The 24,801-nt window shown below is 72.0% G+C and carries 26 protein-coding genes; 7 read left to right on the plus strand and 19 right to left on the minus strand.

The window, feature by feature from the left end:
• The first annotated feature begins 59 nt into the window (after nucleotides 1-59).
• Nucleotides 60-875, plus strand: coding sequence for a PhzF family phenazine biosynthesis protein (locus J2S43_RS16460; RefSeq protein WP_306830088.1), 816 nt, complete (start codon nucleotides 60-62; stop codon nucleotides 873-875).
• A 151-nt stretch (nucleotides 876-1,026) separates the two neighbouring features.
• Here J2S43_RS16460 and arfA read toward each other — a convergent pair whose 3' ends face one another.
• Entirely contained in the window at nucleotides 1,027-2,529 is a 1,503-nt protein-coding gene (gene arfA / locus J2S43_RS16465) for an arabinosylfuranosidase ArfA (RefSeq protein ID WP_306830090.1), read from the minus strand.
• Nucleotides 2,530-2,565: 36 nt separating this feature from the next.
• On the opposite strand from arfA, the gene J2S43_RS16470 reads away from it, so the two are divergent.
• Nucleotides 2,566-2,739: a hypothetical protein gene (locus tag J2S43_RS16470; protein ID WP_306830092.1), complete on the plus strand. Its 174-nt coding sequence runs from the start codon at nucleotides 2,566-2,568 to the stop codon at nucleotides 2,737-2,739.
• Here the strand turns inward: J2S43_RS16470 and J2S43_RS16475 are convergent, their stop codons facing one another.
• Genes J2S43_RS16475 through J2S43_RS16485 form a run of 3 tightly spaced genes read right to left on the minus strand, consistent with a single transcriptional unit; the run spans nucleotide 2,740 to nucleotide 4,932 of the window.
• Complete coding sequence (locus J2S43_RS16475; RefSeq protein ID WP_306830094.1) at nucleotides 2,740-3,369, minus strand: lipoprotein; 630 nt, start codon at nucleotides 3,367-3,369, stop codon at nucleotides 2,740-2,742.
• Nucleotides 3,366-4,388, minus strand: coding sequence for a hypothetical protein (locus tag J2S43_RS16480; RefSeq protein ID WP_306830096.1), 1,023 nt, complete (start codon nucleotides 4,386-4,388; stop codon nucleotides 3,366-3,368). The genes J2S43_RS16475 and J2S43_RS16480 overlap by 4 nt, the downstream gene beginning before the upstream one ends.
• Nucleotides 4,381-4,932: a hypothetical protein gene (locus tag J2S43_RS16485; RefSeq protein WP_306830099.1), complete on the minus strand. Its 552-nt coding sequence runs from the start codon at nucleotides 4,930-4,932 to the stop codon at nucleotides 4,381-4,383. Before J2S43_RS16485 ends, J2S43_RS16480 begins: the two co-directional genes overlap by 8 nt.
• 181 nt (nucleotides 4,933-5,113) lie before the next feature.
• On the opposite strand from J2S43_RS16485, the gene J2S43_RS16490 reads away from it, so the two are divergent.
• Nucleotides 5,114-5,842 (plus strand): hypothetical protein, encoded by a 729-nt coding sequence (locus J2S43_RS16490; RefSeq protein WP_306830101.1) that lies wholly within the window; start codon nucleotides 5,114-5,116, stop codon nucleotides 5,840-5,842.
• A gap of 60 nt (nucleotides 5,843-5,902) precedes the next feature.
• On the opposite strand, the gene J2S43_RS16495 is transcribed toward J2S43_RS16490, so the two are convergent.
• From J2S43_RS16495 to J2S43_RS16530, 8 genes are all read right to left on the minus strand, one after another.
• Nucleotides 5,903-6,790 (minus strand): sugar phosphate isomerase/epimerase family protein, encoded by an 888-nt coding sequence (locus J2S43_RS16495; protein ID WP_306830103.1) that lies wholly within the window; start codon nucleotides 6,788-6,790, stop codon nucleotides 5,903-5,905.
• Nucleotides 6,791-6,912: 122 nt separating this feature from the next.
• On the minus strand, nucleotides 6,913-7,320 hold the full coding sequence (locus J2S43_RS16500; RefSeq protein WP_306830105.1) for a roadblock/LC7 domain-containing protein: 408 nt from the start codon (nucleotides 7,318-7,320) through the stop codon (nucleotides 6,913-6,915).
• Nucleotides 7,321-7,378: 58 nt separating this feature from the next.
• The gene (locus J2S43_RS16505) at nucleotides 7,379-8,773 is read right to left on the minus strand and encodes a hypothetical protein (protein WP_306830107.1); all 1,395 of its coding nucleotides are present in this window, start codon (nucleotides 8,771-8,773) and stop codon (nucleotides 7,379-7,381) included.
• Nucleotides 8,774-8,942: 169 nt separating this feature from the next.
• Nucleotides 8,943-9,377: a hypothetical protein gene (locus J2S43_RS16510; RefSeq protein ID WP_306830109.1), complete on the minus strand. Its 435-nt coding sequence runs from the start codon at nucleotides 9,375-9,377 to the stop codon at nucleotides 8,943-8,945.
• A gap of 85 nt (nucleotides 9,378-9,462) precedes the next feature.
• Nucleotides 9,463-9,837: a roadblock/LC7 domain-containing protein gene (locus tag J2S43_RS16515; protein WP_306830111.1), complete on the minus strand. Its 375-nt coding sequence runs from the start codon at nucleotides 9,835-9,837 to the stop codon at nucleotides 9,463-9,465.
• Between the two features lie 388 nt (nucleotides 9,838-10,225).
• Nucleotides 10,226-11,053 (minus strand): amidohydrolase family protein, encoded by an 828-nt coding sequence (locus J2S43_RS16520; protein WP_306830113.1) that lies wholly within the window; start codon nucleotides 11,051-11,053, stop codon nucleotides 10,226-10,228.
• 38 nt (nucleotides 11,054-11,091) lie between these two features.
• Nucleotides 11,092-11,634: a TetR/AcrR family transcriptional regulator gene (locus tag J2S43_RS16525; RefSeq protein ID WP_306830115.1), complete on the minus strand. Its 543-nt coding sequence runs from the start codon at nucleotides 11,632-11,634 to the stop codon at nucleotides 11,092-11,094.
• A gap of 219 nt (nucleotides 11,635-11,853) precedes the next feature.
• Nucleotides 11,854-12,570 carry a hypothetical protein gene (locus tag J2S43_RS16530; RefSeq protein WP_306830116.1) on the minus strand — a complete coding sequence of 239 codons (717 nt, stop codon included), beginning with the start codon at nucleotides 12,568-12,570 and terminating at the stop codon, nucleotides 11,854-11,856.
• A gap of 419 nt (nucleotides 12,571-12,989) precedes the next feature.
• Here J2S43_RS16530 and J2S43_RS16535 point away from each other — a divergent pair, with 419 nt between their 5' ends.
• The gene (locus J2S43_RS16535) at nucleotides 12,990-13,982 is read left to right on the plus strand and encodes a proline racemase family protein (RefSeq protein WP_306830118.1); all 993 of its coding nucleotides are present in this window, start codon (nucleotides 12,990-12,992) and stop codon (nucleotides 13,980-13,982) included.
• Nucleotides 13,979-14,176 (plus strand): hypothetical protein, encoded by a 198-nt coding sequence (locus J2S43_RS16540; RefSeq protein ID WP_306830121.1) that lies wholly within the window; start codon nucleotides 13,979-13,981, stop codon nucleotides 14,174-14,176. The genes J2S43_RS16535 and J2S43_RS16540 overlap by 4 nt, the downstream gene beginning before the upstream one ends.
• A gap of 36 nt (nucleotides 14,177-14,212) precedes the next feature.
• Here J2S43_RS16540 and J2S43_RS16545 read toward each other — a convergent pair whose 3' ends face one another.
• From J2S43_RS16545 to J2S43_RS16560, 4 genes are read right to left on the minus strand one after another with little or no spacing between them, the layout of a single operon-like run.
• A complete protein-coding gene (locus J2S43_RS16545) occupies nucleotides 14,213-15,781 on the minus strand; it encodes a methyl-accepting chemotaxis protein (protein ID WP_306830122.1) in 1,569 nt (522 codons plus the stop codon).
• Between the two features lies 1 nt (nucleotide 15,782).
• Nucleotides 15,783-16,853 (minus strand): multiple monosaccharide ABC transporter substrate-binding protein, encoded by a 1,071-nt coding sequence (gene chvE / locus J2S43_RS16550; protein WP_306830124.1) that lies wholly within the window; start codon nucleotides 16,851-16,853, stop codon nucleotides 15,783-15,785.
• 59 nt (nucleotides 16,854-16,912) lie between these two features.
• Nucleotides 16,913-17,665: an SDR family NAD(P)-dependent oxidoreductase gene (locus J2S43_RS16555; RefSeq protein WP_306830126.1), complete on the minus strand. Its 753-nt coding sequence runs from the start codon at nucleotides 17,663-17,665 to the stop codon at nucleotides 16,913-16,915.
• 1 nt (nucleotide 17,666) lies between these two features.
• Nucleotides 17,667-18,506, minus strand: a complete 840-nt coding sequence (locus J2S43_RS16560; RefSeq protein WP_306830128.1) for a fumarylacetoacetate hydrolase family protein — start codon at nucleotides 18,504-18,506, stop codon at nucleotides 17,667-17,669.
• Between the two features lie 186 nt (nucleotides 18,507-18,692).
• Here J2S43_RS16560 and J2S43_RS16565 point away from each other — a divergent pair, with 186 nt between their 5' ends.
• Entirely contained in the window at nucleotides 18,693-19,826 is a 1,134-nt protein-coding gene (locus tag J2S43_RS16565) for an acyltransferase family protein (protein WP_306830130.1), read from the plus strand.
• A gap of 27 nt (nucleotides 19,827-19,853) precedes the next feature.
• Here the strand turns inward: J2S43_RS16565 and J2S43_RS16570 are convergent, their stop codons facing one another.
• Together J2S43_RS16570 and J2S43_RS16575 are read right to left on the minus strand one after the other, a co-directional pair.
• On the minus strand, nucleotides 19,854-20,291 hold the full coding sequence (locus tag J2S43_RS16570) for an SgcJ/EcaC family oxidoreductase (protein ID WP_306830132.1): 438 nt from the start codon (nucleotides 20,289-20,291) through the stop codon (nucleotides 19,854-19,856).
• Nucleotides 20,292-20,297: 6 nt separating this feature from the next.
• Nucleotides 20,298-21,266 (minus strand): helix-turn-helix domain-containing protein, encoded by a 969-nt coding sequence (locus tag J2S43_RS16575; RefSeq protein WP_306839309.1) that lies wholly within the window; start codon nucleotides 21,264-21,266, stop codon nucleotides 20,298-20,300.
• Between the two features lie 1,590 nt (nucleotides 21,267-22,856).
• Here J2S43_RS16575 and J2S43_RS16580 point away from each other — a divergent pair.
• Nucleotides 22,857-24,053, plus strand: a complete 1,197-nt coding sequence (locus J2S43_RS16580) for an MFS transporter (RefSeq protein WP_306830135.1) — start codon at nucleotides 22,857-22,859, stop codon at nucleotides 24,051-24,053.
• Nucleotides 24,054-24,113: 60 nt separating this feature from the next.
• On the opposite strand, the gene J2S43_RS16585 is transcribed toward J2S43_RS16580, so the two are convergent.
• Nucleotides 24,114-24,788, minus strand: a complete 675-nt coding sequence (locus tag J2S43_RS16585; protein WP_306830137.1) for a nucleotidyltransferase domain-containing protein — start codon at nucleotides 24,786-24,788, stop codon at nucleotides 24,114-24,116.
• Between the last annotated feature and the right edge of the window lie 13 nt (nucleotides 24,789-24,801).

Here is a 24,801-nt window from a genome sequence, read left to right on the forward strand (position 1 = left end):
GCCGCGGGTCGCGGATTGGACCTCGACCCCGGATTCCCGGCGGCCATAGCGTCGGCGGCATGGAGATCCTGCGTTACACCGCGTTCAGCGACGACCCGAACGGCGGCAACCCGGCCGGTGTGGTCCTCGACGCCACCGGGGCGACCGAGCCCGAGATGCTGGCCGTGGCCGCGGAGATCGGCTACTCCGAGACCGCGTTCCTGATCCCCCGCCCGGACGGCGAGCACGACGTCCGCTACTTCAGCCCGCTCGCCGAGGTGCCGTTCTGCGGCCACGCCACGATCGCCACCGCGGTCGCGCACGCGGACCGGCACGGCCCCGGGCAGCTGCGCCTGCACACCCGCGCCGGGCTGGTCGCGGTCTCCACCACCGGCCGTACCGCGACGCTGGTCAGCGTCGCACCGCGTACCGCAGATCTCGAGGATCTGGACCCGCTGCTCGAAATCCTCGGCTGGTCCCGGGACGACCTCGACCCGGTGCTGCCGCCACGGGCCGCGTTCGCCGGGGCGTGGCACCCCGTGCTCGCCGCCCGCACCCGGGCCCGGCTGGCGAAGCTCGACTACGACCTGGACACGCTCGCCGCGCTGATGGCCGGCCGCGACTGGACCACGATCATGCTGGTCCACCGCGAGTCGGACACCGTCTTCCACGCCCGCAACCCGTTCCCGCCCGGCGGCATCGTCGAGGACCCGGCCACCGGCGCGGCCGCCGCGGCGTTCGGCGGCTACCTGCGCTCCCTCGGACCGGCCCCGGCAACCATCACGATCCACCAGGGGTACGACATGGGCCGCCCCAGCGTCCTGACCGTCGGCATCCCCACCAGCCCCTCCGCCGGTATCCCGGTCACCGGCAGCGCGGTCCCCCTCCCCGCCTGACGCCCGGTCAAACCCGACGCCCACCCGGCTTCGTCGTCAGGGCGCTGCCGCTCCGACAACCCGCTGCGTGACGGGGTGTAGCCCGCTCCGCGCCACCGGCGCACACCGGTGGCCCGCCGGAACTCAGGCGCACACCGGTGGCGCGCAGGGTTCAGGTCAGTGAGACCGCCGTCCAGGAGACCGGTGGCAGCGTGATGGTGAGCGTGCCGTCCGAGAGCTGCGCCGAGTCGTTGGTGCGCGGGCCGACCCGGTCCTGATCGGCCCGCGTGTTGACCGCGTGCATGTCGTCGTCCCAGATGCCCTGCGCGGTGACCGTGGCGATCGAGGAGCCGCGCAGGTCGGCCGTGACCGTCGTGGGCTCGGTGAGGTGCCGGTTCTGCAGGAAGAGGGAGACGCCGGTGCCGGACGACGTGGCCGCCGCGGACACCACCGGTACGTCGCCGTACTTGGCGGTCGGGACGGTGTCCGCGTCGACCAGGACCCGGAGCGCGTCGCCCTGGGCCAGGCGGGATGTCAGCGAGAACGGGAAGAACGTGGACTGACGCCAGGCCGGGCCGCCGGGCTCGGTCATGATCGGGCCGATCACGTTGACGAGCTGGGCCAGGCTGGCCGAGGTGACCCGGTCCGCGTGGTTGAGCAGGGAGATGAGCAGCCCGCCGAACGTGACCGCGTCGACGACGGAGTAGACGTCCTCCAGCAGGCGCGGCGCGACCGGCCAGTGGTCGATCGGCAGGTCGTCCTCGATCGCGTTCCAGCGGGAGGCGTACCACACGTTCCACTCGTCGAACGAGACGTCGATGCGCTTGTCGGTGCGCTTGACCGCGCGCACGTGGTCGGCCGTGGCCACGACCGCGTCGATGAACGCGTCCATGTCGGTGCCGGACGCGAGGAAGCTGGCGTAGTCACCGTCGACCGGTTCGTAGTAGGCGTGGCAGGAGATGTAGTCGACCTCGTCGTAGGTGTGCTCGAGAACGGTCCGCTCCCAGGAGCCGAACGTGGGCATGGTGCGGGCGGACGAGCCGCAGACCACCAGTTCGAGGCCCGGGTCGATCTGGCGCATCGCGTTCGCGGTCATCGCGGCGAGCCTGCCGTAGTCCTCGGCGTCGCGGCGGCCGAGCTGCCAGGGACCGTCCATCTCGTTGCCGAGGCACCACATCCGCACGTCGAACGGTTCCGTCCGGCCGTTGGCCGCGCGCAGTGCGGTGCGTGCCGTACCCGTGCGGATGTTCGTGTATTCCAGCAGTTCGATGGCGGAGGCGACGCCGCGGGTGCCGAGGTTGACCGCGAGCACGAGTTCGGAACCGACCAGGTCGAGCCAGGTCTGGAACTCGTGCAGGCCGACCTGGTTCGTCTCGGTGGAGTGCCAGGCGAGGTCGAGGCGGCGAGGGCGGTCCGCGGCCGGGCCGACGCCGTCCTCCCAGTTGTAGCCGGAGACGAAGTTGCCGCCGGGGTAGCGGATCGCGGAGACGCCCAGCTCCTTGACCAGCTCGACCACGTCGCGGCGGAACCCGTCCGGGCCGGCGCTCGGGTGGCCCGGCTCGTGGATGCCGTCGTAGATGTGCCGGCCGAGGTGTTCGACGAAGCCGCCGAACAGCCGACGCCGGACGGCACCGATCGTGAACGCCGGGTCGAGGGTGAGCCGCGCGCGGGCCATGGGCTGTGCTCCTCAAAGCTGAGAACAGAAACGATCTTGAGCTTATCGGCGGCACACCGGCTCACACCCGAACCACCGCACACCGACGGGCTCTCCCGGCACTGGGACAAGGGCGGAAAGATCATGAGCAGCCGCGGGGGTACGGCGGAGCTGCGCAACCGCTCCCAGGCGCGCGACGCGTGCGTGGCCCGGGGAGCGGCGCGCTGCTGATCAGTTGACGGTCAGGCTCGACTTCGCCAGCTCGTACGCCGGGAGCATGGCCGCGTGCTCTTCGTCGTCGAACGAGTCCAGCGCGACCACGACGACGCCCTTCGGGGTGTCCACCGCGAACGCGGCCTCCTGCTCGACCGTACCGTCGAGCGCGCTCTTCGACGTGTAGGTGATCTCCGCCGCCGGCACGCCACCGATCTGCAGTTCGGTGAACGCCGGCGCCTGCGCGTCCGCACCGGCGAAGGAGGTCAGCGTGGCCCGCAGGTCGCCGTGCTCGCCGGTGTAGACGCGGATGAAGCCGATGTTTCCGGCCGGCTTGGCGTCGATCTCGCAGGCCGGGACCATGCCGCCCTTGCCGAGCGCCGCGGCAGTCTCCGCGTCCAGGCCGGAGAGGTCGACCGCCTTCGGCGTCCAGGACGCCGCGATACCGAACGACACGGGCAGCGCGCACCCGCTGTCCGCGGCACCGACCCGGGCGGCCTCGGCCACGCCGGGCACCGCGGCCGATGATGCGGAGGAGGAACCGGAGGGGGCGGGGCCCGCCTCCTCGGGGCCGGCGGCGCAGGCGGCCACGGCCGGGACGAGGGCGAGGAGAACGGCGGCGAGCCGCAGACTGCTACGAGGGGTCACGAGTCGGGAAGTGTAGATCGAGGCGGCACCGTGAGGTCGAGGCGGGTGTCGGCGGCCGGCACGACGTAGACCGGGCCGTTCCCGGGGCGCCACGAGTCCGGCAGCAGAAGGAGCAGGTCGTTGCGCTGGGCGAGCAGCCGCAGGTTCCAGTAGCGGATCCGGTAGCGCCCGGCCTGCTCCCCCAGGTCCTGCGACGCGACGCCGTCCCCCGCGATCGCGAGCCGCTCCGGCGCGTAGAGCACCACCTGCGGGCGCGCGTCCAGGTTCGCCGCGAGGTAGCGGGCGTAGTCGCGGCCGATCCGCTGCGCGTACAGGCCGGTGGCCCAGAGCAGCCCGGCGACCGCGAGCACGGTCAGGGCCAGGCTGCGCAGCTGGGCCGGGATGGCGGCCTCCTCGGGCTGGTCCGGGCGGTCGCGCAGCACGTGCCCGTAGGCGAGCAGCGCGACCGACGCGGCCAGGATCAGCGGCAGGCCGATGCCGAGCGGCTGGCCGATGTCGCCGCGGTCCAGCAGGCCGGCCGCGACGAGCAGACCACCCCCGATCCCGGCGGTACGGCAGCCCCGGGCGACCCGCCGGACCCAGCGGACTCGCCGGGCCGTGGCGGTGCCGCGCAGCACCGGGACCACGATCCGGCGGTGCAGCGTGAGCGCGGGCAGCACGGCCAGCCCCGCGAAGATCAGCGGCTGGAACGCGGCGTTCACGCTGTGGATCAGGTAGTCGGCGACGGAGAAGCCGAGCGCGGACGCGTCCACGCCGAAGTAGTCGAACGTGGCCCGCAGCCGGATCGTGCCGAAGTAGTAGAGGATCGCGCTGATCAGCGCCGTCTGGGTGGCGACGGTGCCGGCCACCCGCCACATCGCGCCGCCCCAGACCAGGCCGGCCCGCACGCTCTCCCCCGCCGGATCCGGCCCGGCACTCGCCCCGGCCGGCGTGGCACTCGCCGGGACCGGCGCGGCAGTGGGCTCGGAGACCGGCCCGGCGGGCCGGGAGGGCTGGGCCGGCAGGACGGGATCAGGCATCCAGGGCAGCCTCCACCGGAGTGCCGGACGGCGTGGGCTCCGGCTCGGCCGGCACCGCCTGCTCGTACCGCGTGATCGGCTCCTCGGCGACCGGCGGTGCGGCCGGCGCGCCGGGATCCGTGGCGTGCTCCAGCACGACCGGCGGGGTGTCGGCCGGCGCGGTGGTCTCCGGCAGCCACGGGACGGGCACGCCCCAGGCGGAGAACGGTGCCTCCGGCATCAGCTCCGGCGACACCGGCTCGTCGGTCGTGGCCGGCACGGTCCCGCCGGTCACCTGCCGGTCCGCCGGGGGCGCGGCCGCTGGGGAATCGCGGTTCACCCGGGTGTCGCGCGGCGCCGCGGGCGGGTGGCCGGGCGCGTGATCGGGCGGATGGGCGCGGCCGGAGGCGGTGGACGTGGTGTAGCCGTGCGGGGAGCACATGGACGGCAGCGGGTCGCCGGAGAGCGGCGTGCAGTGCGAGCGCGCCGGAAGCTCGGCCTCGCTCCTGTCGGCCGGGCCGGTCGAGGCGCAGCCCGCGCAGGCCCAGAGGCCCATACTGATCATGAAGAGCACGCCCGCTCGTACGGCTGGGCGGCGAGAGTTCACCACGGGTCGAGTGTGCGGCACTCTGCGGAGTTTTGGCAGGTCAGGCGCCCGTAAAACCGGGACAATCGCCCCCTCGGGTGACGCGCGGCCGGTCACCCGCCTCCTCGGCATCGGCGGTCCGCGCCGTTAGGCTCGGCGCGTGCGACTCCCGGCGCTTCTCCTGAGCGCACTCCTGCTCACCGGGTGTGCCGCGCCGCGGGCACCCGGCCCGACCGTCGCGCAGGTGGTCGCGGAGTTCCACAGCACGGCCGGGCTGCTGCGCGACGGGTCGTACCGGGCGACGTTCGACGTGCGGCTGCCGGAGCGGACCGTGCGCTGGACCGGCGTGATGCGCACGCTCGGCGGCGTCGACGCGATCTGGTCGGTGGACGGCACCGCCAGCGACGAGGGCCGGATCATCGACGCGGTCAGCGTGGTCGACGCGGGCGGCGTCCGCTACCTCGACTCGATGACCGAGACCTTCCGCGGGTTCGAATGGGTGGCGCTGCACGGCGACGACCGCAACACCTACTACTGGCGGTCGGGCGCGGCCGTACCCCTGCCGGAGGTCGATCCCTTCGTCTGGCTGGACGTGACCGGCGCACGGACGGCGGTCGTCGCGCGGACCATGGACGGCGGTGTCCGGTACCGGCTGGCCGGCTGGACGCCCGGCCCGGACCTGACCGCGGCGCTGCGGCGGGCCGAACTGGTCGCCGACTCGCCGCACACCGCGTTCGACCTGACGCTGACCGCGGCCGGCCGGCCCGCACGGCTCGACGTGCGGATGCCCGGCCTGACCGCCCAGCTGGTCGTGACCGGCACCCGGGTCCGCGAACGGATCAAGGTGCCGGAGGAAGGCCAGTTCGTGTCGCTGCCCGGCCTCCTGTGACCTGGACGCCCCCGGGTCGTTCGGACGGCCTCGGGGACGCCCGGATCACCGCGGCTTCGGTCAGCAGGACAGCAGATATTCGCGGGTGCGGGCGGCGATGTCGGCCGGGTCCTCGACGCCGGGCGGCGGCTCGTGCGCGACCACCACGAACGCGTCCCGGCCACGCTCGCGCAGTGCGGTCATCACCGGGGGCAGGTCGGGCAGGCCGTACGGGGGCTCGCAGGCCGCGCCGAGCGTGACCGCCTGGCCGTAGGAGAGGGACTCCCGCCGTGCCCGGATGGCCACCCGGGCGTCGACCTGCTTGACGTGCACGCAGCCGATCCGGTCCGGGTGCTCGGCGATCAGCCCGGCCGGGTCGCCGCCGGCGTAGGCGTGGTGGCCGGTGTCCAGGCAGAGCGACACGTACGCCGGATCCGTCTCGGCCAGGAACCGGCCGATCTGCGCGCCGGTCTCCACATGGGAGTCCGCGTGCGGCTGGAAGCACAGCGTCAGCCCGTACTCCCCCAGCACGTGTTTGCCGAGCTCGCTGGCGGTGCGGACCAGCACCCGCCAGCCGTCGTCGTCCAGTTTGTCCGGCTCGGCCCAGGCGCCGGTGAACTCGTCCCGGTAGCCGGGGACCGGCACGAACACCAGGTGGTACGCGCCGGTCGCGGCGGCCAGCTCGGCCACGCGCCGGGTGCGGGCCAGGATCTCGCCGAAATCGTCCGGCCGGTAGAGACCGCCGCAGCCGTGCACCGTGCCGGCGCAGACCCGCAGGCTACGGCGGGCCAGCTCGTCGTTGAGACGGGCCGGGTCGGTGGGCAGATAGCCGTACGGGCCCAGCTCCAGCCAGCCGTAGCCGGCGCCGGCCAGTTCGTCGAGGAAACGGCGCCACGGCGGGCGCGGTCCCGCCCCGGCCCACCGCACTCCCCACGAACCTGGACAGTTCCCCAGAATCAGGTTGACCACGTCGCACCTCCCGACGGTCCCGTGCCGCTTCGCACGGAGCCACCTCGATGCAATCGGGCTAGACACGCTACGTCAAGAGTTCGTTACGTTATGCGCACAAGCGCATGAAAACGCTGGGCGGCTCAGAGGTGGTTCTGCTGCATCGCCTGGGCGGTGAGCTGCATCGCCAGCCGGGCCGCGACCGCGCGGGCCTCGATGTGCAGGCGTGCCACGTTCAGGCCGTCGTCGCCGAGCACGGCCAGCAGCGCCAGGTCCCCGATCGCGTAGACCGCGAAGTACCCGCCCTGGCTGCGGACCGTGCACTCGCTGAAGTTGCCCTGGTTGAGCGCGGCGCCGCAGGTGCGGCCGATGCCGTACGCGGCGGCGGCCAGCGCGGCCAGGTCGTGCGGCTCCGCCTGGGTCAGCAGGTCGTGCAGCACCAGCAGCCCGTCCACGCCGGAGATGATGCTCCCCTTCACGCCGGTCACCTGCGTGCGCAGCGAGGCGAGCTCCGATCGAGCGGCGTGGTACGGGTCGTGCGGTGCGGTCATGGTCGTCACGGTCTCTCTCCGGGCGGCAGGTGGGCGTCGAACGGGGGATCTACGCGCTCTACAGATTCCGCAGCGCTGACATGATCCGGTCCAGGGTCGGCGAGTCGTTGAAGAACGGCTGATTCAGCAGGCTGAACAGCGACGGCGCCTCACCCTCCAGGGTCTCGGCCAGCAGCTCCGGGCCCGGGTCGGGCTCCGGCACCGGCGCCTCCCGGGCGGTGCGGCGCGGCAGCAGCTCCACCGCGTCATCGGGGCCGACCGTGTCGGCGAACTCGAGGGTATCCCCGGGCGGCGGGCCCGTGGGGGCGGACGTGGGCATCGTCTCCCCTGGCCAGGGCGCCTCCGGCGGGACCTCCGCGGGCTGCGGATAGGGCGGCGGCCCGCTGACCGGGAAGTCCACGCCCGGCGGCACATAACCGGGCCAGGCCGCGTCCGGTTCCTGGTAGCCGGCGGCGTAGCCAGCCTCCAGCACGGCGCGCGCGGCCGCGTCCTCGGCGGCGTAGGCGGCAGCCTCCTGGGTGGCCTCGACCGCGGCGTCCTCCGCGGCCTGAGCCTCGAGGAACGCGCCGGGGCGGCGCCGTTGGCCGTAGGGAGACGATTCCGGGTCCGGGCGTGGCCGCAGCGGCTCGAAGCCGGGCGGCGCGGGCGGGAACGGGTCCGTCCCGAACGGATCAACACCGAGATCCGGCGGGTACGCGAAGTCCGGCGCCTCCGCCGGGGGCAGCAGCGGGACGTCGGCGGGCGGTGGCGGCGCGAAGTCCGGGAAGACGTGCGCGGGCGGTGCCGGCGGCGGCTCCAGCTCGGCGTCCGCCATCGGCACCACCGTCGCGACGCCGATGGCCTGACCGCGCTCGACGACGTCCTCGAACGGCTCGCCGGCCACGATCTCAGCCGACGGGCCCGGCTCGAAGGCCAGATCGATCGGCTCAGCGTCGATGACCTGCGGCGCCACCTCGGCGTCGACCGGTGCCGGGACCGGCGCAGGTGGCGTGGCCGGGGGCATGGGAAGGCCGGCCGGGCCGACGGTGGAGCCGATCGCGTAGGGGCCGTCGCGGTAGACCGCGGCGGCGCGGCGGAACTCGTGACGGGCCATCGCCAGGTTCGCGGCGGAGCGCTGCAGCGTGAGGTGCACGATCTCCGCGCCCCGGCCGGGCCGCTCGATCAGGCGCAGCACGTGGAAGTAGTCGCCGCTGGTCAGCAGCAGGTCGTCGACGTCGCCGCCGGCGGTCAGCCGGAGCAGTTCGCGCGCCGCCTGCACCATCACGACCGCGACCGTCGCCGCGCCCTCGATCGGCTCGTCCGGCCCGCCGGGCGTGGACGACCAGGCCGGCGCGCTCGCGCCCTCCGCGACGAGCGTGACGCGACGGGCTCCGGGAATGTGCAGCGCGTCGGCGAGCGCGCGTATCGGGTGGTCGCCCGCCCCGCCCACGTCCGCCGGGTCCATCATCGCCATCGCCGTCCCGCGTCCGTGAAACAGATTGTCATCGCCGTGACCGGCACGTCGTTCCCCCGCATTGCGACCCGGTGCACAGCCGAGTACCGGGGCCCGCGTACCGTCGCGAACCCCGGGTGTGAGAAGTGAGTCCCCGCACCGGCCGGCCCGCGGGCCGGCCGGAACCGGGTCAGACGGCGGCGAAGCCGGTTTCGACCTGCTTCATCACCATGCGGGCCTGCGCGAAGAGCATGCCGATGTTGACCTGACGGCGGCAGACGATGACCGCGACCAGGTCCTGGTTCGACGCGCTGCGCATGAACAGGTGAACGAGGTTGTCGCTGTTGATCAGGATTTCCTGGAAGTAGTGACGGTCGTCGCCGAGCGTGCCGCGCTGCTGCTTCCAGATGTCCTCGATCATCGTGACGTTGCGGCCCTGGAAGAGGTCGAACGTCGCGGCCGCGAGGAGGTCGAGGACCTCCGTCGGGTGGTCGTCGAGCGTGTCCGCCACCAGTAGCATGCCGGTCGACATGTCGACCCAGCCCGAGGCGATGCACTCGGGTACCTGGTTCCGGAAGTCCCGGACCGTGTCGGTGACGATCTGGGACAGGCTTCGTTCTGCCACTGCTTTCCTTTTCTCCGCACCACGGTGTGCCACCGCGGCGTCACCCCCGCGATCTACCGATCACGGCCTGGCCGTCGGGCACGGCTCAGACCTCGAGCTCGGCCTCGATGCGCTTGAGCTGGTGGCGGGCCATGCCGAGGTTGGCACGGCTCTTGCTGAGCGCCAGGTACATGAACAGCGCCTCGCCCTGACGGCGCGGCTGGAGCAGACGGATCAGGTGGTACTGGGTGTCCAGGGTGATCAGGATGTCCTCGATGCCGTCCGGCAGGCCCAGCATCTCCAGGGTGCGCAGCTTGGCGCGGACCACGTCGGTGTTGCCGGCGGCCGCGATCGTCACGTCCATGCCAGGTCCGCCACCCATCACGCCGAGCGTCAGCCCGCTGGTGTAGTCGACGAGCGCGACAGCGATGGCTCCGTCGATCGACATCGCATCCTTCAGCGCGGTATCGATGTTCGCCACTTTTCCTCCGGTAGTTGCGACGGTCCGACTCGCCGACCGGCGAATACGGATGGTGGTTGGATCATCAGCGACCAGTGAAGCTTTGCATGGATCCAGTCTGAATCGAAAACGCGATTCAAGTTATGCCTGACCAGGCAAGGCGAAGATCGCCCGAATGACCCGGAGCAGAGCGGAACGGGTGGTTGCGCATCGGACTCCGAGTTGGTAGCGACTACGAAGAGTGGCCTCCCTTGACACTCATAGCCAGCACCCACCTCAACGTTGATTTAACACCACGAACCGGCCGACTGAGCGGTCGATCAGACAGATCGGAAAGCTCGCCGGGCTGCGGAAACGGTCAGGCAGCAATAAGTGCGACAGACTCCCGGGAATCGTCGAAAGGGGAGGGTCAGCGCGAAAGGCCGTAGACCTCCAGTGCGTTCCCGGCCAGCACCGCGTCGCGGTCCTCGGTGGCGAGGAAATCGCGGACCGTGCCGTACCAGTGCCGGTAGTCGGAGGCGAGCGTCAGCACCGGCCAGTCGCTGCCGAACAGACAGCGGGACGGGCCGAAAAGCTCCAGCGCGGCGTCGAGATAGGGGCGCAGGTCGTGGGGCGCCCAGGTGTCGTGCACGGCCTCGGTGACCAGGCCGGAGAGCTTGCAGTGCACGTGCGGGAGCGCGGCCAGGCCGGCCAGCGCGTCCCGCCAGGCGTCGCGGCCCTCGCCGGTGGCGACCGGCGGCTTGCCGAGGTGGTCGAGCACGATGGTGGTGCCCGGGCACTCCCGGGCCAGCGTGACGAGTTCGGGGAGCTGGTGGTGCCGAACGCACGCGTCGAAGGTCAGGCCGGCGGCGCCGAGCGCGCGCACGCCGTACCGAAAATGCTCGGTCACGGCGAAGCCGGGCGGTTCGTCCTGGATGTTCCGGCGGACGCCGACGACGAACGGGTCGGCCGCGAACTCCTCGATCAGGCCGGCCGCGGCCGGGCCGGTCTCCAGCGGGGCATAGGCGACCATGCCCCGAATCCGCGGGTACGCGTTCGCGGCCGCGCGCATCCACTCCACCTCGGCCCGGGCCTGGTGCGGCGCGCAGTCGGCCTGGACCATCACCAGGTCGGGCAGCTCACCGAGCTCGGCGGCGAGGTCGGCCGGCCGGTACGGCCGATCCAGCGGAGTGCCGTCCAGCCATGCGTAGTGCAGCGTCTCCGGATTCCAGAAGTGCACGTGCGCATCGACCACCATGCCTGGATTCTGAACCAGAACCCGGACGCCGGGAAGGCTCACGCCACCTTTCGCACGCCGTCCAGCGCCATCGCCAGCACGCGCTCGCGCTGGGCGTCGTCGACGTAGGCGCCGGCCGTGATGCCGCTGACCATGCGCAGCACGTCGTCGAACGTCACGTCCGCGCGCGCCGCGCCGGTGTCCTGGGCGCGGGTGAACAGCGGGCCGCCGGCCGCGTACATGTCCGCGCGGCAGGTGCGGAACATCGACGACTCCGCGTTCAGCGCCTCCTTGATCGCGCGCTTGGTCGCGGCATACTCGACGAACCGGCGCAGGAACGTCTCCAGCGCGTCCCACGGCGACAGCCCGCCGACCTGGTCGGCGACGTCACAGAGCCGCTCCACCTCGCCGACGTCGACGGCGTCGAACAGGTCCTGGCGGGCCGGGAAGTTGCGGTAGAGCGTGCCGATGCCGACCCCGGCCCGGCGCGCGACCTCCTCCAGCGACGCCTCGGTCCCCTTCTCCGCGAAGACCTCGCGCGCCGCGGCCAGCAGCGCGTCGCACACCAGCGCGTTCTGGTTGATGACCGCGCTCGCGGCCACCGCGGTCGCGCTGTCCCTGCTGGTCCCGGTGGTGCGCCCGCAGCACACCACCCCCGTCACGACCGGCACGCCGGAGCCCGCGCTCGCCGACGCGTGACCCGGAGTGCGACCCATGAACAGGGCGTCTCTCATGTCGCTGGAACGACATGAAAGACGCCCTACTCAATCGTGAGGCCACGCCGCGAGCCGCCTGCGGCGTGATCAAAGACGGACCCGGGGTCAGACGCGGCGGGCCAGGGACATGTACTTGACCTTGTCGCGGTCCATCTCGAAGATCAGCTGCCAGTCGCGGCCGGCCGGCATCTTGTAGTTGCCGTCGCCGCCCTTGGCCAGGCCGAGGTTCTCGTAGGCCGCCTCCAGGTCGGCGCGGGACGAGCCGCGCTTGATGCCCTCGGCCGTGACCGCGTCCTTCGGGGCGGCGATGTTGTCTAGGTAGCCGCCGCGGAACGACGCGCCGCCCGCCTCCAGGTAGGCGTGCATGCGTTCCAGCGTGCGCTTGGTGGAGTCCGCGTAGAGCTGAGCCACGTTGCCCGCGTCCTTCGCGGACGCGGTGGACGGGTCGTCCGCCTTCGCGACCTTGGCCTCCAGCTCCACGTCCGCGGCCATCCGGCTCGGGTCCGGCTTCGGGCCGCCGACGAACGAGTACACGTTCCGGTGCAGCACCGTGGAGATCGGCGCGGCCTCGAGGTCGCCGGTGAGCAGGGCGTCCTCCTCCTTCATGCCGACGGTTATCCGGCCGAAGCCGTCCGGGCCGAACGGCAGCGGATCACCGTCGAACACCGGCGCCGCGACCGGTGCACCGGACGCACCCGAGGCGGCCGTCGCGGGCTCGCCGACCGGCGTGCAACCAGCGGCCAGCAGTCCTGCCGCCGCGAAGCTGAGCGCACCCGCCGTTACACGGCGCCGCCAGCTGACAAGGGTGTCCCCGTTGAACATGCTGCGCAGCGTAAGGTCGCCCCGCAATTGGTCCACAGCGGACCCTGGCAGGTAAACGCGCAGGTCAGAGGCGGTTGTACCGGCCTGGTACCGTCCCGGTCTTCACGAACTCGTCACCCGATCGTGATCTTGTATCGAAACTACTCTCAGGTACGGGACCTATCGCGCGCTGCGCGTGCCCGCGATCCCACGCAGAGTCACGACACTTCATGAGCCCGAGTCGCGACGTGCCACCCGGGAGGCGGGTCGTAGCGCGACAACAGGTCCCAGTCCCACCAGCTGCCCGGCGGCAGGGCGATCACGGGGCGTGCCATGACACGGGATCCTGTGCATGAGCACTTGCGCGGGGGTGGGGACGGTCGCCGGACGTACCATGGGATGGTTTTAAATTGATCTTCGGGCCGTGATCGGATGGGCCGATGATCGGTGATCGCGTGATGACGGAGGATTACCACACGGGCGGTGAGCCGTTCCGGATCGTGGCGGATCCGCCGGTGCGGATCGACGGCGGGACCGTGGCGGAGCGGCGCGTCCTCGCGATGAACGACCCGGCGGTGGACCGGCTGCGGCAGGTGCTGTGCCACGAACCGCGCGGACATGCGGACATGTACGGCGGTTTCATCGTGCCGCCGGACGATCCGGGCGCGCGGCTGGGCGTGCTGTTCTGGCACAAGGACGGGTTCTCGACCGCGTGCGGGCACGGCACGATCGCGCTGGGTGCGTGGGCGGTGCGGACCGGGCGGGTCGAGGCCCCGGCGGACGGCGCTACCGACGTGGTGATCGACGTGCCGTCAGGGCGGGTGACCGCGCGCGTGCACACGGCGTCCGGCAGGGTCACCGCGGTCGACTTCGTCAGCGTGCCGTCGTTCGTGGTGGCGCCGGCGGTCACGGTGATCACGTCGCGCGGGCCGGTCGAGGCGACGGTGAGTTACGGCGGGGCGCTGTATGCGCAGCTCCCGGCCGCTTCGGTCGGGCAGGGGGTGCGGCCGGAGGACCTGACCGCGCTGATCGCAATCGGGCGGGAGATCAAGGCCGGGCTGACAGATCATCCGGCGGCACGCCACCCCTCGGACGCGCGGCTGAGCGGGATCTACGGCGTGATCTTCCACGAGGAGGTCGCCGGGCCGCGGCATCAGCGCAACGTGACGATCTTCGCGGACGGTGAGGTCGATCGGTCGCCGTGCGGGTCCGGGACCGCGGCGCGGGTGGCGACGCTGGCCGCGTCCGGACTGCTCGCGCCGGGCGAGGAGCTGCTGCACGAGTCGATCGTGGGATCACGGTTCACCGCGCGCTACACCACGCAGGGTGACGCGGTGCTGCCGGTGATCACCGGCATCGCCTATCCGACGGGTACGCACGAGTTCGTGATCGATCCGGACGACCCGATGACGCCCGGGTTCGTGCTGCGATGATTCCCTACATCTCCGCATCCGACGTGGTCCGCCTGCTCGGCCCGGCCGGCGCGGTGGCCGCGGTGAGCTCGGCACTGCGGGACGGACTCGACCCGGCCGCCGGCGTGGCCCGCTCGTCCGTGCCGCTGGCTCACGGCGACCTGCTGCTGATGCCGGCCGAGTCGCCCCTGCCCCTCCCGGCCACGCCGTCCTGATCACCGCAGCACCCCCGCCACACGGGTACGACAGTCTCAGTAGCGGAAGTGCGAGACCAGGTTCTCCAGGCGGCGGGCCATGGTGCCGAGGTCGGTGACCGCGCCCTGCGACTGGTCCACGCCGGACGTGGTCACCTCGGTCGCGGTGGCCAGGCCGGAGATGTTGGCGGCGATGCCGGCCGCGCCCTCGGCGGCCGCCGCGATGCTGCGGTTCATTTCCGTGGTGGTCGCGGTCTGCTCCTCGACCGCGCCCGCGATCGTGGTCTGGAACGCGCTGATCTGCGCGATCACGTGGCTGATCTCCTCGATCGCGGCGACCGCGCCGGACGTGTCGCTCTGGATCGCCTCGACCTGGCGGGCGATGTCCTCGGTGGCGCGCGCGGTCTCCTGCGCGAGTTCCTTGACCTCGCCGGCGACCACGGCGAAGCCCTTGCCGGACTCGCCGGCCCGGGCGGCCTCGATCGTGGCGTTCAGCGCGAGCAGGTTCGTCTGGCTGGCGATCGCGGTGATCACCTTGATCACGTTGGCGATCTGCTCGGACGACTCGCCCAGCTTGCCGACCTGGGCGGTGGTGGTCTCCGCGACCTGCACGGCCTGGCCGGCGAAGCGGGCGGCCTCGGTGGCGTTGTGCGCGATCTCGCGGATCGCGGTGCCCATCTCCTGGGTGCCGTTCGCGACCGCGTCGACGTTGCTGGACACTCGCGCGGCCGCCTCGGCGACGCCGTGTGCCTGGTCGGAGGCGTCGGACGCGGACTGGGACATGGTGCTCGACGTGGTGGAGATCCGGTCGGCGGACGCGGCGACCGAGTGCGCGGCCTCGGTGACGGCCGCGACCACGGTCCGGATGTCCTTCTGCGCCTCCTCGAGGGCCTGCGCCATCTGGCCGACCTCGTCGCGGGAGCGCACGTTCGCGGCCACGGTCAGGTCCCCGGCGGCCATCGCGGCGAGCGCGGCGCGGACCCGGGACAGCGGCGGGACCACGGACTGCACGACCAGGTACGCGAACGCGGCGAGCACCACGGCCGCGACGACCACGGTGACCCACATGATGATCAGTGCGCGGTTGCTGGCGGCGGCGCGGGCCGCGTCCTCGCGCTCGACGGTGGCCGAGAACAGCGCGCGCTCGTTGTCCATCACGGCGCTGGTCAGGTAGTTGTCGACGTCGTTCTGCTCCCAGGAGAGCCGGGCCTGCGACTGCTCCGCGACCGCGCTGGCCACGAACCGCGTGATCACCTGGATGTAGTCCGCGTACACCGTCCTGATCCGCTCGACCGCGGATTCCAGGCCGGGCGACAGCGCGATCGCGTCGAGCTGGGTCAGGAGGTCCTCGGCCTCGGCGACGCTCGCGGCGAGCAGGTCGGTCTGCTCGGCCGGGGTGGCGCGGATGACCGACTGGAGGCCGTTGACCTTCATCTCGCTGGCCAGCTGGTCGAGGCGCAGCACCAGCGCGCTGGCCTCGTTGACGTGCTTCAGCCGGTCACTGGCCTCGCCGGCCTGACGATTGCTGATGATCGTCACGGTCATGCAGGTGGCGAGCGCGACCAGCGACGCGGCGACGAGCAGCGCGAGCTTGGTACGCACGGAGAGGTTCAGGAATCCGCTCACCTCAGACTCCGATCTCGGCGGCGGTGTAGTAGCCGCCGTCGACCAGGACCCGCTGGTAGTTGTCCTTGGTCACGGTCACCGGCTGGAGCAGGAACGTGCGCACGTCCTTGACGCCGTTGTTGTACTGCTTGACGTCGTTGACCATCGGCTCACCGCCGGTGACCAGCGCGTTCACCATCTGCACCGCCACCTTCGCCAGCTCGCGGGTGTCCTTGTAGACGGTCTGCCCCTGCTGGCCGGCCGCGATCAGCTTGACCGACTCGAGCTCCGCGTCCTGCCCGGTCAGCACGGGCAGCGCGGTCGGTGCGTACCCGCCCTCGGTCAGCGCCTCGATGATGCCGCGCGTGATCCCGTCGTACGGCGAGAGCACCGCGTCGACGCGCTCGTCCGCGTAGACGCTGCCCAACAGCCGGGTCATCCGTTCCTTCGCGACCTTGCCGTCCCACCGCTGGGTGGCCACGGTCGCGAACGCGGTCTCACCGCTCGGCACGGTCAGGATGCCGTCGTTGATGTACGGCTGCAGCACGCTCATCGCACCGTTGAAGAAGAACGTGGCGTTGTTGTCGTCCGACGACCCCGCGAACAGCTCAAGATTGTAGGGTCCGCCGCCGCGGGACAGCCGCAACGCCTGCACGATGTAGCCGGCCTGCTGCACGCCGACCTTGAAGTTGTCGAACGTGGCGTAGTAGTCGATGTCGTTCGTGCCGCGGATCAGCCGGTCGTAGGAGATCACCGGCACCTTCGCGGCCGCGGCCGCGCCGAGCACGTCCTTGAGCTTCGTGCCGTCGATCGCGCCGATCACCAGCGCCTTCGCGCCGTCGTCGATCATCTGCTGGATCTGGGACACCTGAAGCGCCGTGTCGTCGTCCGCGTACTGCAGCGACGTGTCGTATCCGAGGAGCGAGAACTGCGACACCATGTTCTCGCCGTCACCGATCCAGCGCTGCGACTCCTTGGTCGGCATCGCGATCCCGACCAGCCCGCGGTCCGGCGCCGCGACCTCGGCCGTGCCGCCGCCGCACCCGGTCAGTCCCAGCACGAGCACCAGGCCCGCCGCCCATCTCCGGATCATGAGATCTAGAAGACCATTCCGGGGGTACGCCCGGCGGGCGAAAACCGAAAAATGCCTCGTTATCCGCGCGGCGGCAGCCGGAGTCCGTGCACGCCACCGTCGACCGAGAGCACCGTGCCCGTGGTCGAGCCGGAGTTCGGGCCGGCCAGGTAGGCGATCGCGGCCGCGACCTCGTCCGCGGTGACGAGCCGGCCGTGCGGCTGGCGGGCCTCCAGCGCGGCGAGCGCCGCGTCCGGGTCGTCCGTGCGGGCCAGCAGGCGCCGCACCCACGGCGTGTCCGCGGTGCCCGGGTTGACGCAGTTGACGCGGATGCGCTCATGCACGTGGTCCGCGGCCATCGCCAGCGTCAGCGCCTGCACCGCGCCCTTCGTGGCGCTGTAGAGCGCACGCTGCGGGAGGCCCACGTGCGCGGCCATCGAGCAGGTGTTCACGATCGCCGCGTTCGCGGACTCGCGCAGGTGCGGGAGCGCGGCGCGGCTGACCCGGACCATGCCGGTCACGTTCACGTCGAAGACGTGCGCCCACTCCGCGTCGTCGTTGTCCTCGACCGTGCCGACCGCGCCCACGCCCGCGTTGTTGACCAGGATGTCCAGCCCGCTCAGCCGGTCCGCCGCGGCCTCGACCGCGGTGCGCACGGCCGCGTCGTCCGTCACGTCCGCGACGAATCCGGCCAGCGGGTCCGGCAGCCCTTCGGTGTCGCGGTCGAGCACGGCGACGTGCGCGCCGCGTGCGGACAGCCAGCGGGCCGTGGCCAGGCCGATGCCGGAGGCGCCGCCGGTGACCAGCGCGGACAGGCCGGAGAACTCGTCCATGTCAGGCCGCCCGGAACGTCTGCCGCTGCCGCCCGAGCCCGTCGATCTCCAGCTCGACGACGTCGCCGGGCCGCAGGTACGGCTTCGGCTCCGGCTGCCCGAGCGCGACGCCGGCCGGTGTGCCCGTGTTGATCACGTCGCCCGGGTGCAGCGTCATGAACTGCGACAGGTAACGGACCACCTCGTACACCCCGAAGATCATGTCTTTGGTGGAGCCGGTCTGCCGCACCTCGCCGTTGACGCGAAGGCGCAGGCCCAGGTTCTGCGGGTCGGGCACCTCGTCCGCGGTGACCAGCCACGGCCCGAGCGGGTTGAACGTGGCGCAGTTCTTGCCCTTGTCCCACTGCCCGCCACGCTCCAGCTGGAACGCGCGTTCCGAGACGTCGTGCACCACGGCGTAACCCGCGATGTGCTCCTTGGCCTGCTCGGCGGAGTCCAGGTAGGCGGCGGTCCGGCCGATGATCACGGCCAGCTCGACCTCCCAGTCGGTCTTGACGCTGCCGCGTGGGATGAGCACGTCGTCATATGCCCCGACCACGGTGTCCGGCGCCTTCATGAAGACCACCGGCTCGGCCGGTGCCGCCGCGCCAGTCTCCGCCGCGTGATCGTGGTAGTTCAGCCCGATACACACGATCTTGCCGATCCGCGCGACCGGCGGCCCGATCCGCAGCCCGTCCGCGTCCAGCACCGGCAGCCCGGCCGGGATCTCCGCCGGCCCGCCACCGGCCAGGAACGCCGGATCGACGTCCGCGATCACACCGGACAGATCACGCAGGACCCCGTCGCCGTCCAGCATCGCCGGCCGCTCCGCCCCGGCCGCCCCGACCCGCAACAGCCGCACGCACACCACCACCCGACATGTCGCCGATAGAGATCACTGAATATGCAACCACCCGGGCAGGACGATGTACAGGACCTCCGCCCAGCCGGGCGGGGCGAGACGGGCCGGCGTAGCACCGAGGGGGTACGCCGGGGTGAGCACCGTGGGGTGACGTGGCACGCAAAGACACCGGCCTAGCGTGCCGGCATGGTGGACACGGGGCTGGTGCGGAGGGTGGAGACCGGGACGGCGGCGGGGCGGGACCGGGCGGTGGACGGGCTGCGGGCGGTCGCGATCCTCGGCGTGGTGCTGGGGCACTGGCTGGTGACCGCGATGGTGGCGACCGGGGACGGCGTGTCCGTGGCGAGCCCGCTGACGTACCTCGGCGGGATGACCTGGGTCTCCTGGGTCTTCCAGACGCTCGCCGTGTTCTTCCTGGTCGGCGGCCGGGCCGCGGCGCTCGGATACCGGCGGCCCTACCGGACGTGGCTGGCCGGGCGGCTCCGGCGGCTGTTCCGGCCGGTGGTGGTCCTGCTCGCGGCGTGGGGGGTGCTCACCGCGGGGCTGCTGCTGGCCGGGGCCGGTGGGCGGACCGTCCACACCGTACTCACGCTGGTGCTGTCGCCGCTGTGGTTCCTGCTCGTCTTCGCGGGCCTGACCGCGCTGACGCCGCTCGCCACGCGCCTGCATCCGGCGTGGCCGCTGCTGGTCGTGGTGGCCGTCGACGCGATCCGGCTCGGGTTCGACGGGCCCGCGGCGCTCGTCTGGGTCAACATCGCGGCCGGCTGGCTCGTCCCGTTCACGCTGGGCGCACGATTCTTCCATCGGCGGTACGGGTGGGCGCTGCTCGCCGGCGGCGCGGTGGCCACGGTCGCGCTGGTGCGGTGGGGCGGATATCCGGCGTCGATGGTCGGCGTGCCGGGCGAGTTCTCCAATCTGAACCCGCCGACGCTGGCCGCGGTCACGTTCGGCCTGGCCCAGTGCGGCGCGGCGCTGCTGCTGCACGGGCCGTTCGACCGGCTGCTGCGGCGGTCGCCGCGCGCGTGGACGACGGTGGCGGTGGTGAACCTGTTCGCGATGACCGTGTTCCTGTGGCACCAGACCGCGATGCTGACGGTCACCGGCCTGACGCTGCTGACCGCCGGCCCGCTGCCCGGCCTGCACACGGTGCCCGCGACGCCGGGCTGGCTCGCGGCGCGGCTGGTGTGGCTGCCGCTGTTCGCGACGGCGCTCGCGGGATGCTGGGCGCTGTTCCACCGCGCCGAACTCGCCCGGCAGGCGGCCCGCCCCGGACTCGCGTCCTCCGGCGACCGGGACAGAGCCGGCCGGGTCGCTTCGTGAACGGCCCGCCCGGCACGGCCCGGCCGGTTATGCGCCCGCGGCCAGCCTGTCCAGGGCCATCGTCGCCTCGAACGACACGATGCGGGCGTTCTGCAGCGTGGCGACCTCCCAGCGGTCGTTCTGCCACACGACCGCGAGCAGCTGCATCACATACCGGCTGGACAGCGGCTCCTCCTCGCCGGGCAGAAGGATGCCCGCGCGGTGGTGCACCACGCCGTAGCCCGGCGCGACCACCCTGGCGAACGGCACCTCGCTGCGTACCAGCTGCGAGCCCTTCATCACGGTGTCGAAGACCTGCTGGTTGGCCGCGACCATCGTCGCGCGCCCCCTGAGGATCGAACCCTCGAACTCGACGAGCTCGGCGTCCTCCGCGAAATCCGCGTAGAACCCGGCGGCGTCGCCGCGGCCCCACGCCGCGCACATCCGCGCCGGGATGGCGCTCAGCGCCTCGACGGACTGTTCCATGACATATCACCTCTCTGTGCCTGCGCCACCATCCTCTCCGCCACCGGCCGCGACCGCCTTGCTCATCCGTGCCCGGTTGCTGGACAGGAGCGTCGCCGCGTTGTAGCCGTAGGTGGCCTTGAACAGCCGGCTGAAGTGCGCCGGATCCGCGAAGCCCCAGCGGAAGGCCACGGCCGCGACGGTCCGGCCGGAGCCGGCCAGGTCCGCGTGGCAGCGCCGCAGCCGGCGCGTGCGGATCAGCGCGGCCACGGTCAGCGGCTCGTCCTCGAACAGCCGGTGCAGCCGCCGCACCGACAGGTGGTGCGCGGCCGCCACCATCGCGGGCGTGAGCCGCGGGTCGGCCAGCCGCGCCTCGATGTAACCGGTGATCCGGCCGCGCAGCTCGTCGTCCGGTGCCGGGCGCACGTCGCCGAGCCGCGCGGACAGCGCCACCGAGATCAGCTCGATCACCGCGGCCGCGGACCGGACCTCCTCGTCCGCGCGGAGGCCGCCGCCGAGCGTGCGCGTCATGTCCCGGGCGAGCGCGGACACCAGCGCGCCCGGGCCGCTGTCGCCGGGAATGCGCACGCCGGTCAGCCGGTCGGCGGCACCGGCGCCGAGCCGCAGCGCGCTGCGCGGCACCATCATGGTCACGTGCCGGCTCTCCGAGCTGGCGAACCGGACCGGGCGCACCGGGTCGATCAGCATCAGATCGGCCGGTCCGAGCACGGTGTCGGCGCCGCCGTGCTCGACCCGCACCCGCCCGCGCGCCATCACGTCGATCTGCCACATCGCGACATCGGAGTCACGGACGATCCGCGCGTCCCGGAAGCACTCCCCCGGCGGCGTGACCAGCTCGGTCAGCCGCAGCGGTCCCAGATCACGGCTCACCACGCCGGCCCGGAAGTCACCGCTCGCGTGCCGCCCTCCGCGCAGCGGCGGCAGGTCCCTCGCCGCAAGCGCCTCCAGATAATCCTCAGCACTGGTCACCCGCATCCGCACAACCCGACCATAGACCAAGGCCGCCAAAAGACGATCCAGGACCTTTCAAGGGCGATTTTCCCGCTTCCGGCGTGGTCACCTTCCCAGTGCTCCCGCGGGCACCGGTTCGATGCCACTCGGCCTACTGAGGCCTCGGCATCAGGGCGAATGGCGCTCCGCAGGGCCTTGCCCGAAATATCACTATAAAGACGGCGAGAGTGACTCTTGAGGCTTATTCAGCGGGGCGAGCCGACACCGCGTCGCCGCAGGCCAGCGCTATTGAGGCTTATTCAGCGCGGCGACCTCACGCCGCGTTGCCGCAGGCCGGTGCCGTCGGGGCGCAGCGCGCTGAATAACCCTCATTGGTGCGTAACGTGCTGAATAACCCTCCTTGGAAGCGGCCACGTGTCGCAAATCGTTGTTGAAAGCGCTGGATAACAACGATTTGCGACACGTGATCAACTGCCGGCCTCGGCCATACTGAGCCTTCGGCGTCAGAGTGAGCGGCGCCCCGCAGCGACAAACCTCTATATCGCGACATTTCGGGCGCGCCGCGCCCGGACGGCCACCGCCGCCCGAACCTCGACTTCGAAAGGCCAGTAAGCCGATCATCAACTCTGACCTGCGCTCTGCGCAGCGGCCCGCCGACGTCCGTGCGACGCCGGCCGGACCGGCATCGTTGCCCATAACCTCGGCCCGCGCGTCGCGAGCCGCACGTCGCGAGCCGCGAGCCGCGCGCCGCGAGCCGCCCGTTGCGAGCCGCCCGTTGCGAGCCGCGAAAGATCATCTCCCGGCCGGTCGCGAACACAGCCCAATCGTCCTCGGACTCCAGGAGTCGACCGCGCCCAAGCCCGCAGCCACCACGCCGCCGGGCGCTCGCCGCCCGAAATATTACGATATAACGCCCTCGGCGCGGTTCACCGGACCGCGAAACGCCGCCGCCGAAGCCTGAGTGATCAATCAGTGGAGCAAAAAGTAGATCAAAAATCGAAGTTGATCGCTTTTTCGCTCCACTGATTGATCACTCAGGCGCCAGACCCGGGGTCGTCACGAATTCCTGGCACCGCCAGGCTGCGTGGCCGGCTACCTTGAGGCTTATTCAGCGCAGCGAACCGGCACCGCGTTGCCGCAGGCCGCGCGGTCTGACGAGGGCGGCGCTGAATAGGCCTCCTTATCTGGAGATCTCAGGCACGACGTTCCCGTTCACACCGGAGTGGTGCGACTCAACTCGCCGCCAGCGTTTCCGGCACCGCGAACCGGTGCGCGATCCACCTCGACCGACACCGGCCGCGTACCGACACCCCGAACCGGTGCGCGATCCACCTCGACCGCCACCGGCGGCGTACCGAGACCCCGAAACCGGTGCGCGATCCACGTCAGCCGCCGCCGGCGGCGCTCCGGCACTGGGCACCGGTGCGCGATTCGCGCATCGACGGCAAAGGGCAACGAGGCCCGGACTCGGCTGAAAGCGTTCAGCCAGCGGGAAACGTGCGGCCGCACCATACCTACGTCAAGGTCGGTCAGGCTGACTGGCGTTCGGCGCCGGGCGGCCTCCCCGCACGTTCGCGGCGGTCACCGGACGACCCAGGGCGATAATCGATCACTATGACGCTCCCTTTCGGACGGCGGGCCGGCCTGCTGGTCGCAATCGCGATGTCCGCATTCGTCTTCAACGTCACGGAGAGCCTGCCGATCGGGCTGCTGCAGCCGATGGCGGCGGACCTCGGCACGTCGCTGACCGCGATCGGCCTGCTGGTCAGCGCGTACGGCGTGGCCGTCGCCGTGCTGTCGCTGCCGCTCGCGCACTGGATCCGGGCCTGGCCGCGCCGATGGGTGCTGACCGGCGTGCTGGGTGCGCTGGCCGTGGCGAGCGCGACGTCGGTCGCGGCCGTCTCCTATCCGGTGCTGTTCGGCTCCCGGCTGGTGATCGCGGCCGCGCAGGCGCTGTTCTGGGCCGTGATGACCACGACCGCGGCCGGCCTGTTCCCGCCGTCGTCGCGCGGCCGGGTGATGGGTGTGCTGTCCACGTTCGCGACGCTGGCCATCGTGCTCGGCGTGCCGGCCGGCACCTGGCTCGGCCAGCAGACCGGCTGGCGGGTACCGTTCGCGCTGGCCGGGGCCGTGGCGCTGGTGGTGGCCGGGCTGATCGCCGCGCTGCTGCCGACGTCCCGGCCGGAGGACAGCCACGCCGCGTACGGCACCACGCCGGACCGGCGGCGCTTCGCGATCGCGCTCGCCACCACGACGCTGACCGTGACCGGGCTGTTCACCGGCTACACGTACGTGACGGAGTACCTGCACAACGCGGCCGGGATCGCGCCGGACTCGGTCGGCGTGATGCTGTTCGTCTACGGCCTGGCCGGGCTCGGTGGTGTCACGCTGGCCGGGCAGCTGCTCGACGGCCGGCCCCGCGGCGTGCTGCTGACCGCGGTGGGGCTGCAGGCGGTCGCGATGACGGCGCTGTACGCGTACCCCTGGCAGATCGTCGTGGTGGTCTGCGCGCTGGCGTTGCTCGGCGCGTCCGGCCCGCCGGTCTTCATGGCCACGCAGGCGCGGATGCTGCAGTTCTCCCCCGGCCGCACGGAGATCGGTTTCGCGGCCAACTCGGGCGCGTTCAACGTCGGCATCGCCTCCGGCGCGCTGCTCGGCGGCGCACTGCTGCCCGGCGCGGGCGTGCGGATCGCGTTCCTGGCCGGCGCGGTGGTCACCGCGGCCGCGCTCGCACTGCTGCTGGCCGAGCCGGCCCGGCGCGGCCGACCGCACCCGGCCCCCGGCCGCACGCGACACGGCCTGCCGGCCTGACCACCCACGCCCAGCGGCCTACCGCCCGGCCGTCAGCGGTCAGCGGTCAGCGGTCAGCGGTCAGCGGAGAAGGCTCAGATCCCATTCGTCGATCACGTCGCTGAAACCCTTCGCGCGGACGGCCCGCTCCAGCTCGGGGAGCAGCGCCGACGGCCGCTCGGTCAGCGTCGCGATCAGGTGGTCGGCCGTCCACGGCGCCGGTAGCGGGTGCGTATCCAGTTCCCACCGAAGGAACTTGTTGTACGGCCGCACCCGCCCGTACAACGCGAACAGCGTCCACAGGAACCAGGCCACGGACTCCCGCTCGTCGAGGTCCGCAGCCTCGGGCCGGCCGTCCCGCCGGCTCTTGGCAGCCCGGTAGGCGAAGTTGAGGTAGCCGTCGAGGTACTCCCGCACCCACGCGTCCGTCTCCGCCGGGCTGAGCGTCGCCTGCCGCCGCACCAGCTCCGCGATGTGCCCGTCCAGCCGGTCGAGCAGCACCCGCGCACCCCGGTACGAGTAGCGCTGCCACTCGTCGGAGACGTCCGCGATGTCGGCCGGCGACATGACGATCGTGTCCAGCTCCGGCGTCCGCGACGTGCGCCACGCGCCGTCGCGCTCGCCCACGACCACGTAGACGTCGAAGTCCGAGTGCTCGGTCGCCGCGCCGCGCGCCCGCGAGCCGGACAAGATCACTCCCAGCACCGTCTCGTCCGCCGCCGCGCGGGCCAGCAACTCCTCATAGCGGTTCGTCACGTACCGAAGTATC

This window comes from Catenuloplanes nepalensis (assembly GCF_030811575.1).
Classification (GTDB): Bacteria; Actinomycetota; Actinomycetes; order Mycobacteriales; family Micromonosporaceae; genus Catenuloplanes; species Catenuloplanes nepalensis.

Excerpts from the sequence above, each read along its gene's own strand:
- J2S43_RS16460 (WP_306830088.1), top strand. The coding sequence starts at position 60 with ATGGAGATCCTGCGTTACACCGCGTTCAGCGACGACCCGAACGGCGGC.
- arfA (WP_306830090.1), bottom strand. The coding sequence starts at position 2,529 with ATGGCCCGCGCGCGGCTCACCCTCGACCCGGCGTTCACGATCGGTGCC.
- J2S43_RS16480 (WP_306830096.1), bottom strand. The coding sequence starts at position 4,388 with ATGCCTGATCCCGTCCTGCCGGCCCAGCCCTCCCGGCCCGCCGGGCCG.
- J2S43_RS16485 (WP_306830099.1), bottom strand. The coding sequence starts at position 4,932 with ATGATCAGTATGGGCCTCTGGGCCTGCGCGGGCTGCGCCTCGACCGGC.
- J2S43_RS16500 (WP_306830105.1), bottom strand. The coding sequence starts at position 7,320 with ATGACCGCACCGCACGACCCGTACCACGCCGCTCGATCGGAGCTCGCC.
- J2S43_RS16505 (WP_306830107.1), bottom strand. The coding sequence starts at position 8,773 with ATGGCGATGATGGACCCGGCGGACGTGGGCGGGGCGGGCGACCACCCG.
- J2S43_RS16520 (WP_306830113.1), bottom strand. The coding sequence starts at position 11,053 with ATGGTGGTCGATGCGCACGTGCACTTCTGGAATCCGGAGACGCTGCAC.
- J2S43_RS16530 (WP_306830116.1), bottom strand. The coding sequence starts at position 12,570 with ATGTTCAACGGGGACACCCTTGTCAGCTGGCGGCGCCGTGTAACGGCG.
- J2S43_RS16535 (WP_306830118.1), top strand. The coding sequence starts at position 12,990 with ATGATCGGTGATCGCGTGATGACGGAGGATTACCACACGGGCGGTGAG.
- J2S43_RS16540 (WP_306830121.1), top strand. The coding sequence starts at position 13,979 with ATGATTCCCTACATCTCCGCATCCGACGTGGTCCGCCTGCTCGGCCCG.
- chvE (WP_306830124.1), bottom strand. The coding sequence starts at position 16,853 with ATGATCCGGAGATGGGCGGCGGGCCTGGTGCTCGTGCTGGGACTGACC.
- J2S43_RS16555 (WP_306830126.1), bottom strand. The coding sequence starts at position 17,665 with ATGGACGAGTTCTCCGGCCTGTCCGCGCTGGTCACCGGCGGCGCCTCC.
- J2S43_RS16565 (WP_306830130.1), top strand. The coding sequence starts at position 18,693 with ATGGTGGACACGGGGCTGGTGCGGAGGGTGGAGACCGGGACGGCGGCG.
- J2S43_RS16570 (WP_306830132.1), bottom strand. The coding sequence starts at position 20,291 with ATGGAACAGTCCGTCGAGGCGCTGAGCGCCATCCCGGCGCGGATGTGC.
- J2S43_RS16575 (WP_306839309.1), bottom strand. The coding sequence starts at position 21,266 with ATGCGGGTGACCAGTGCTGAGGATTATCTGGAGGCGCTTGCGGCGAGG.
- J2S43_RS16580 (WP_306830135.1), top strand. The coding sequence starts at position 22,857 with ATGACGCTCCCTTTCGGACGGCGGGCCGGCCTGCTGGTCGCAATCGCG.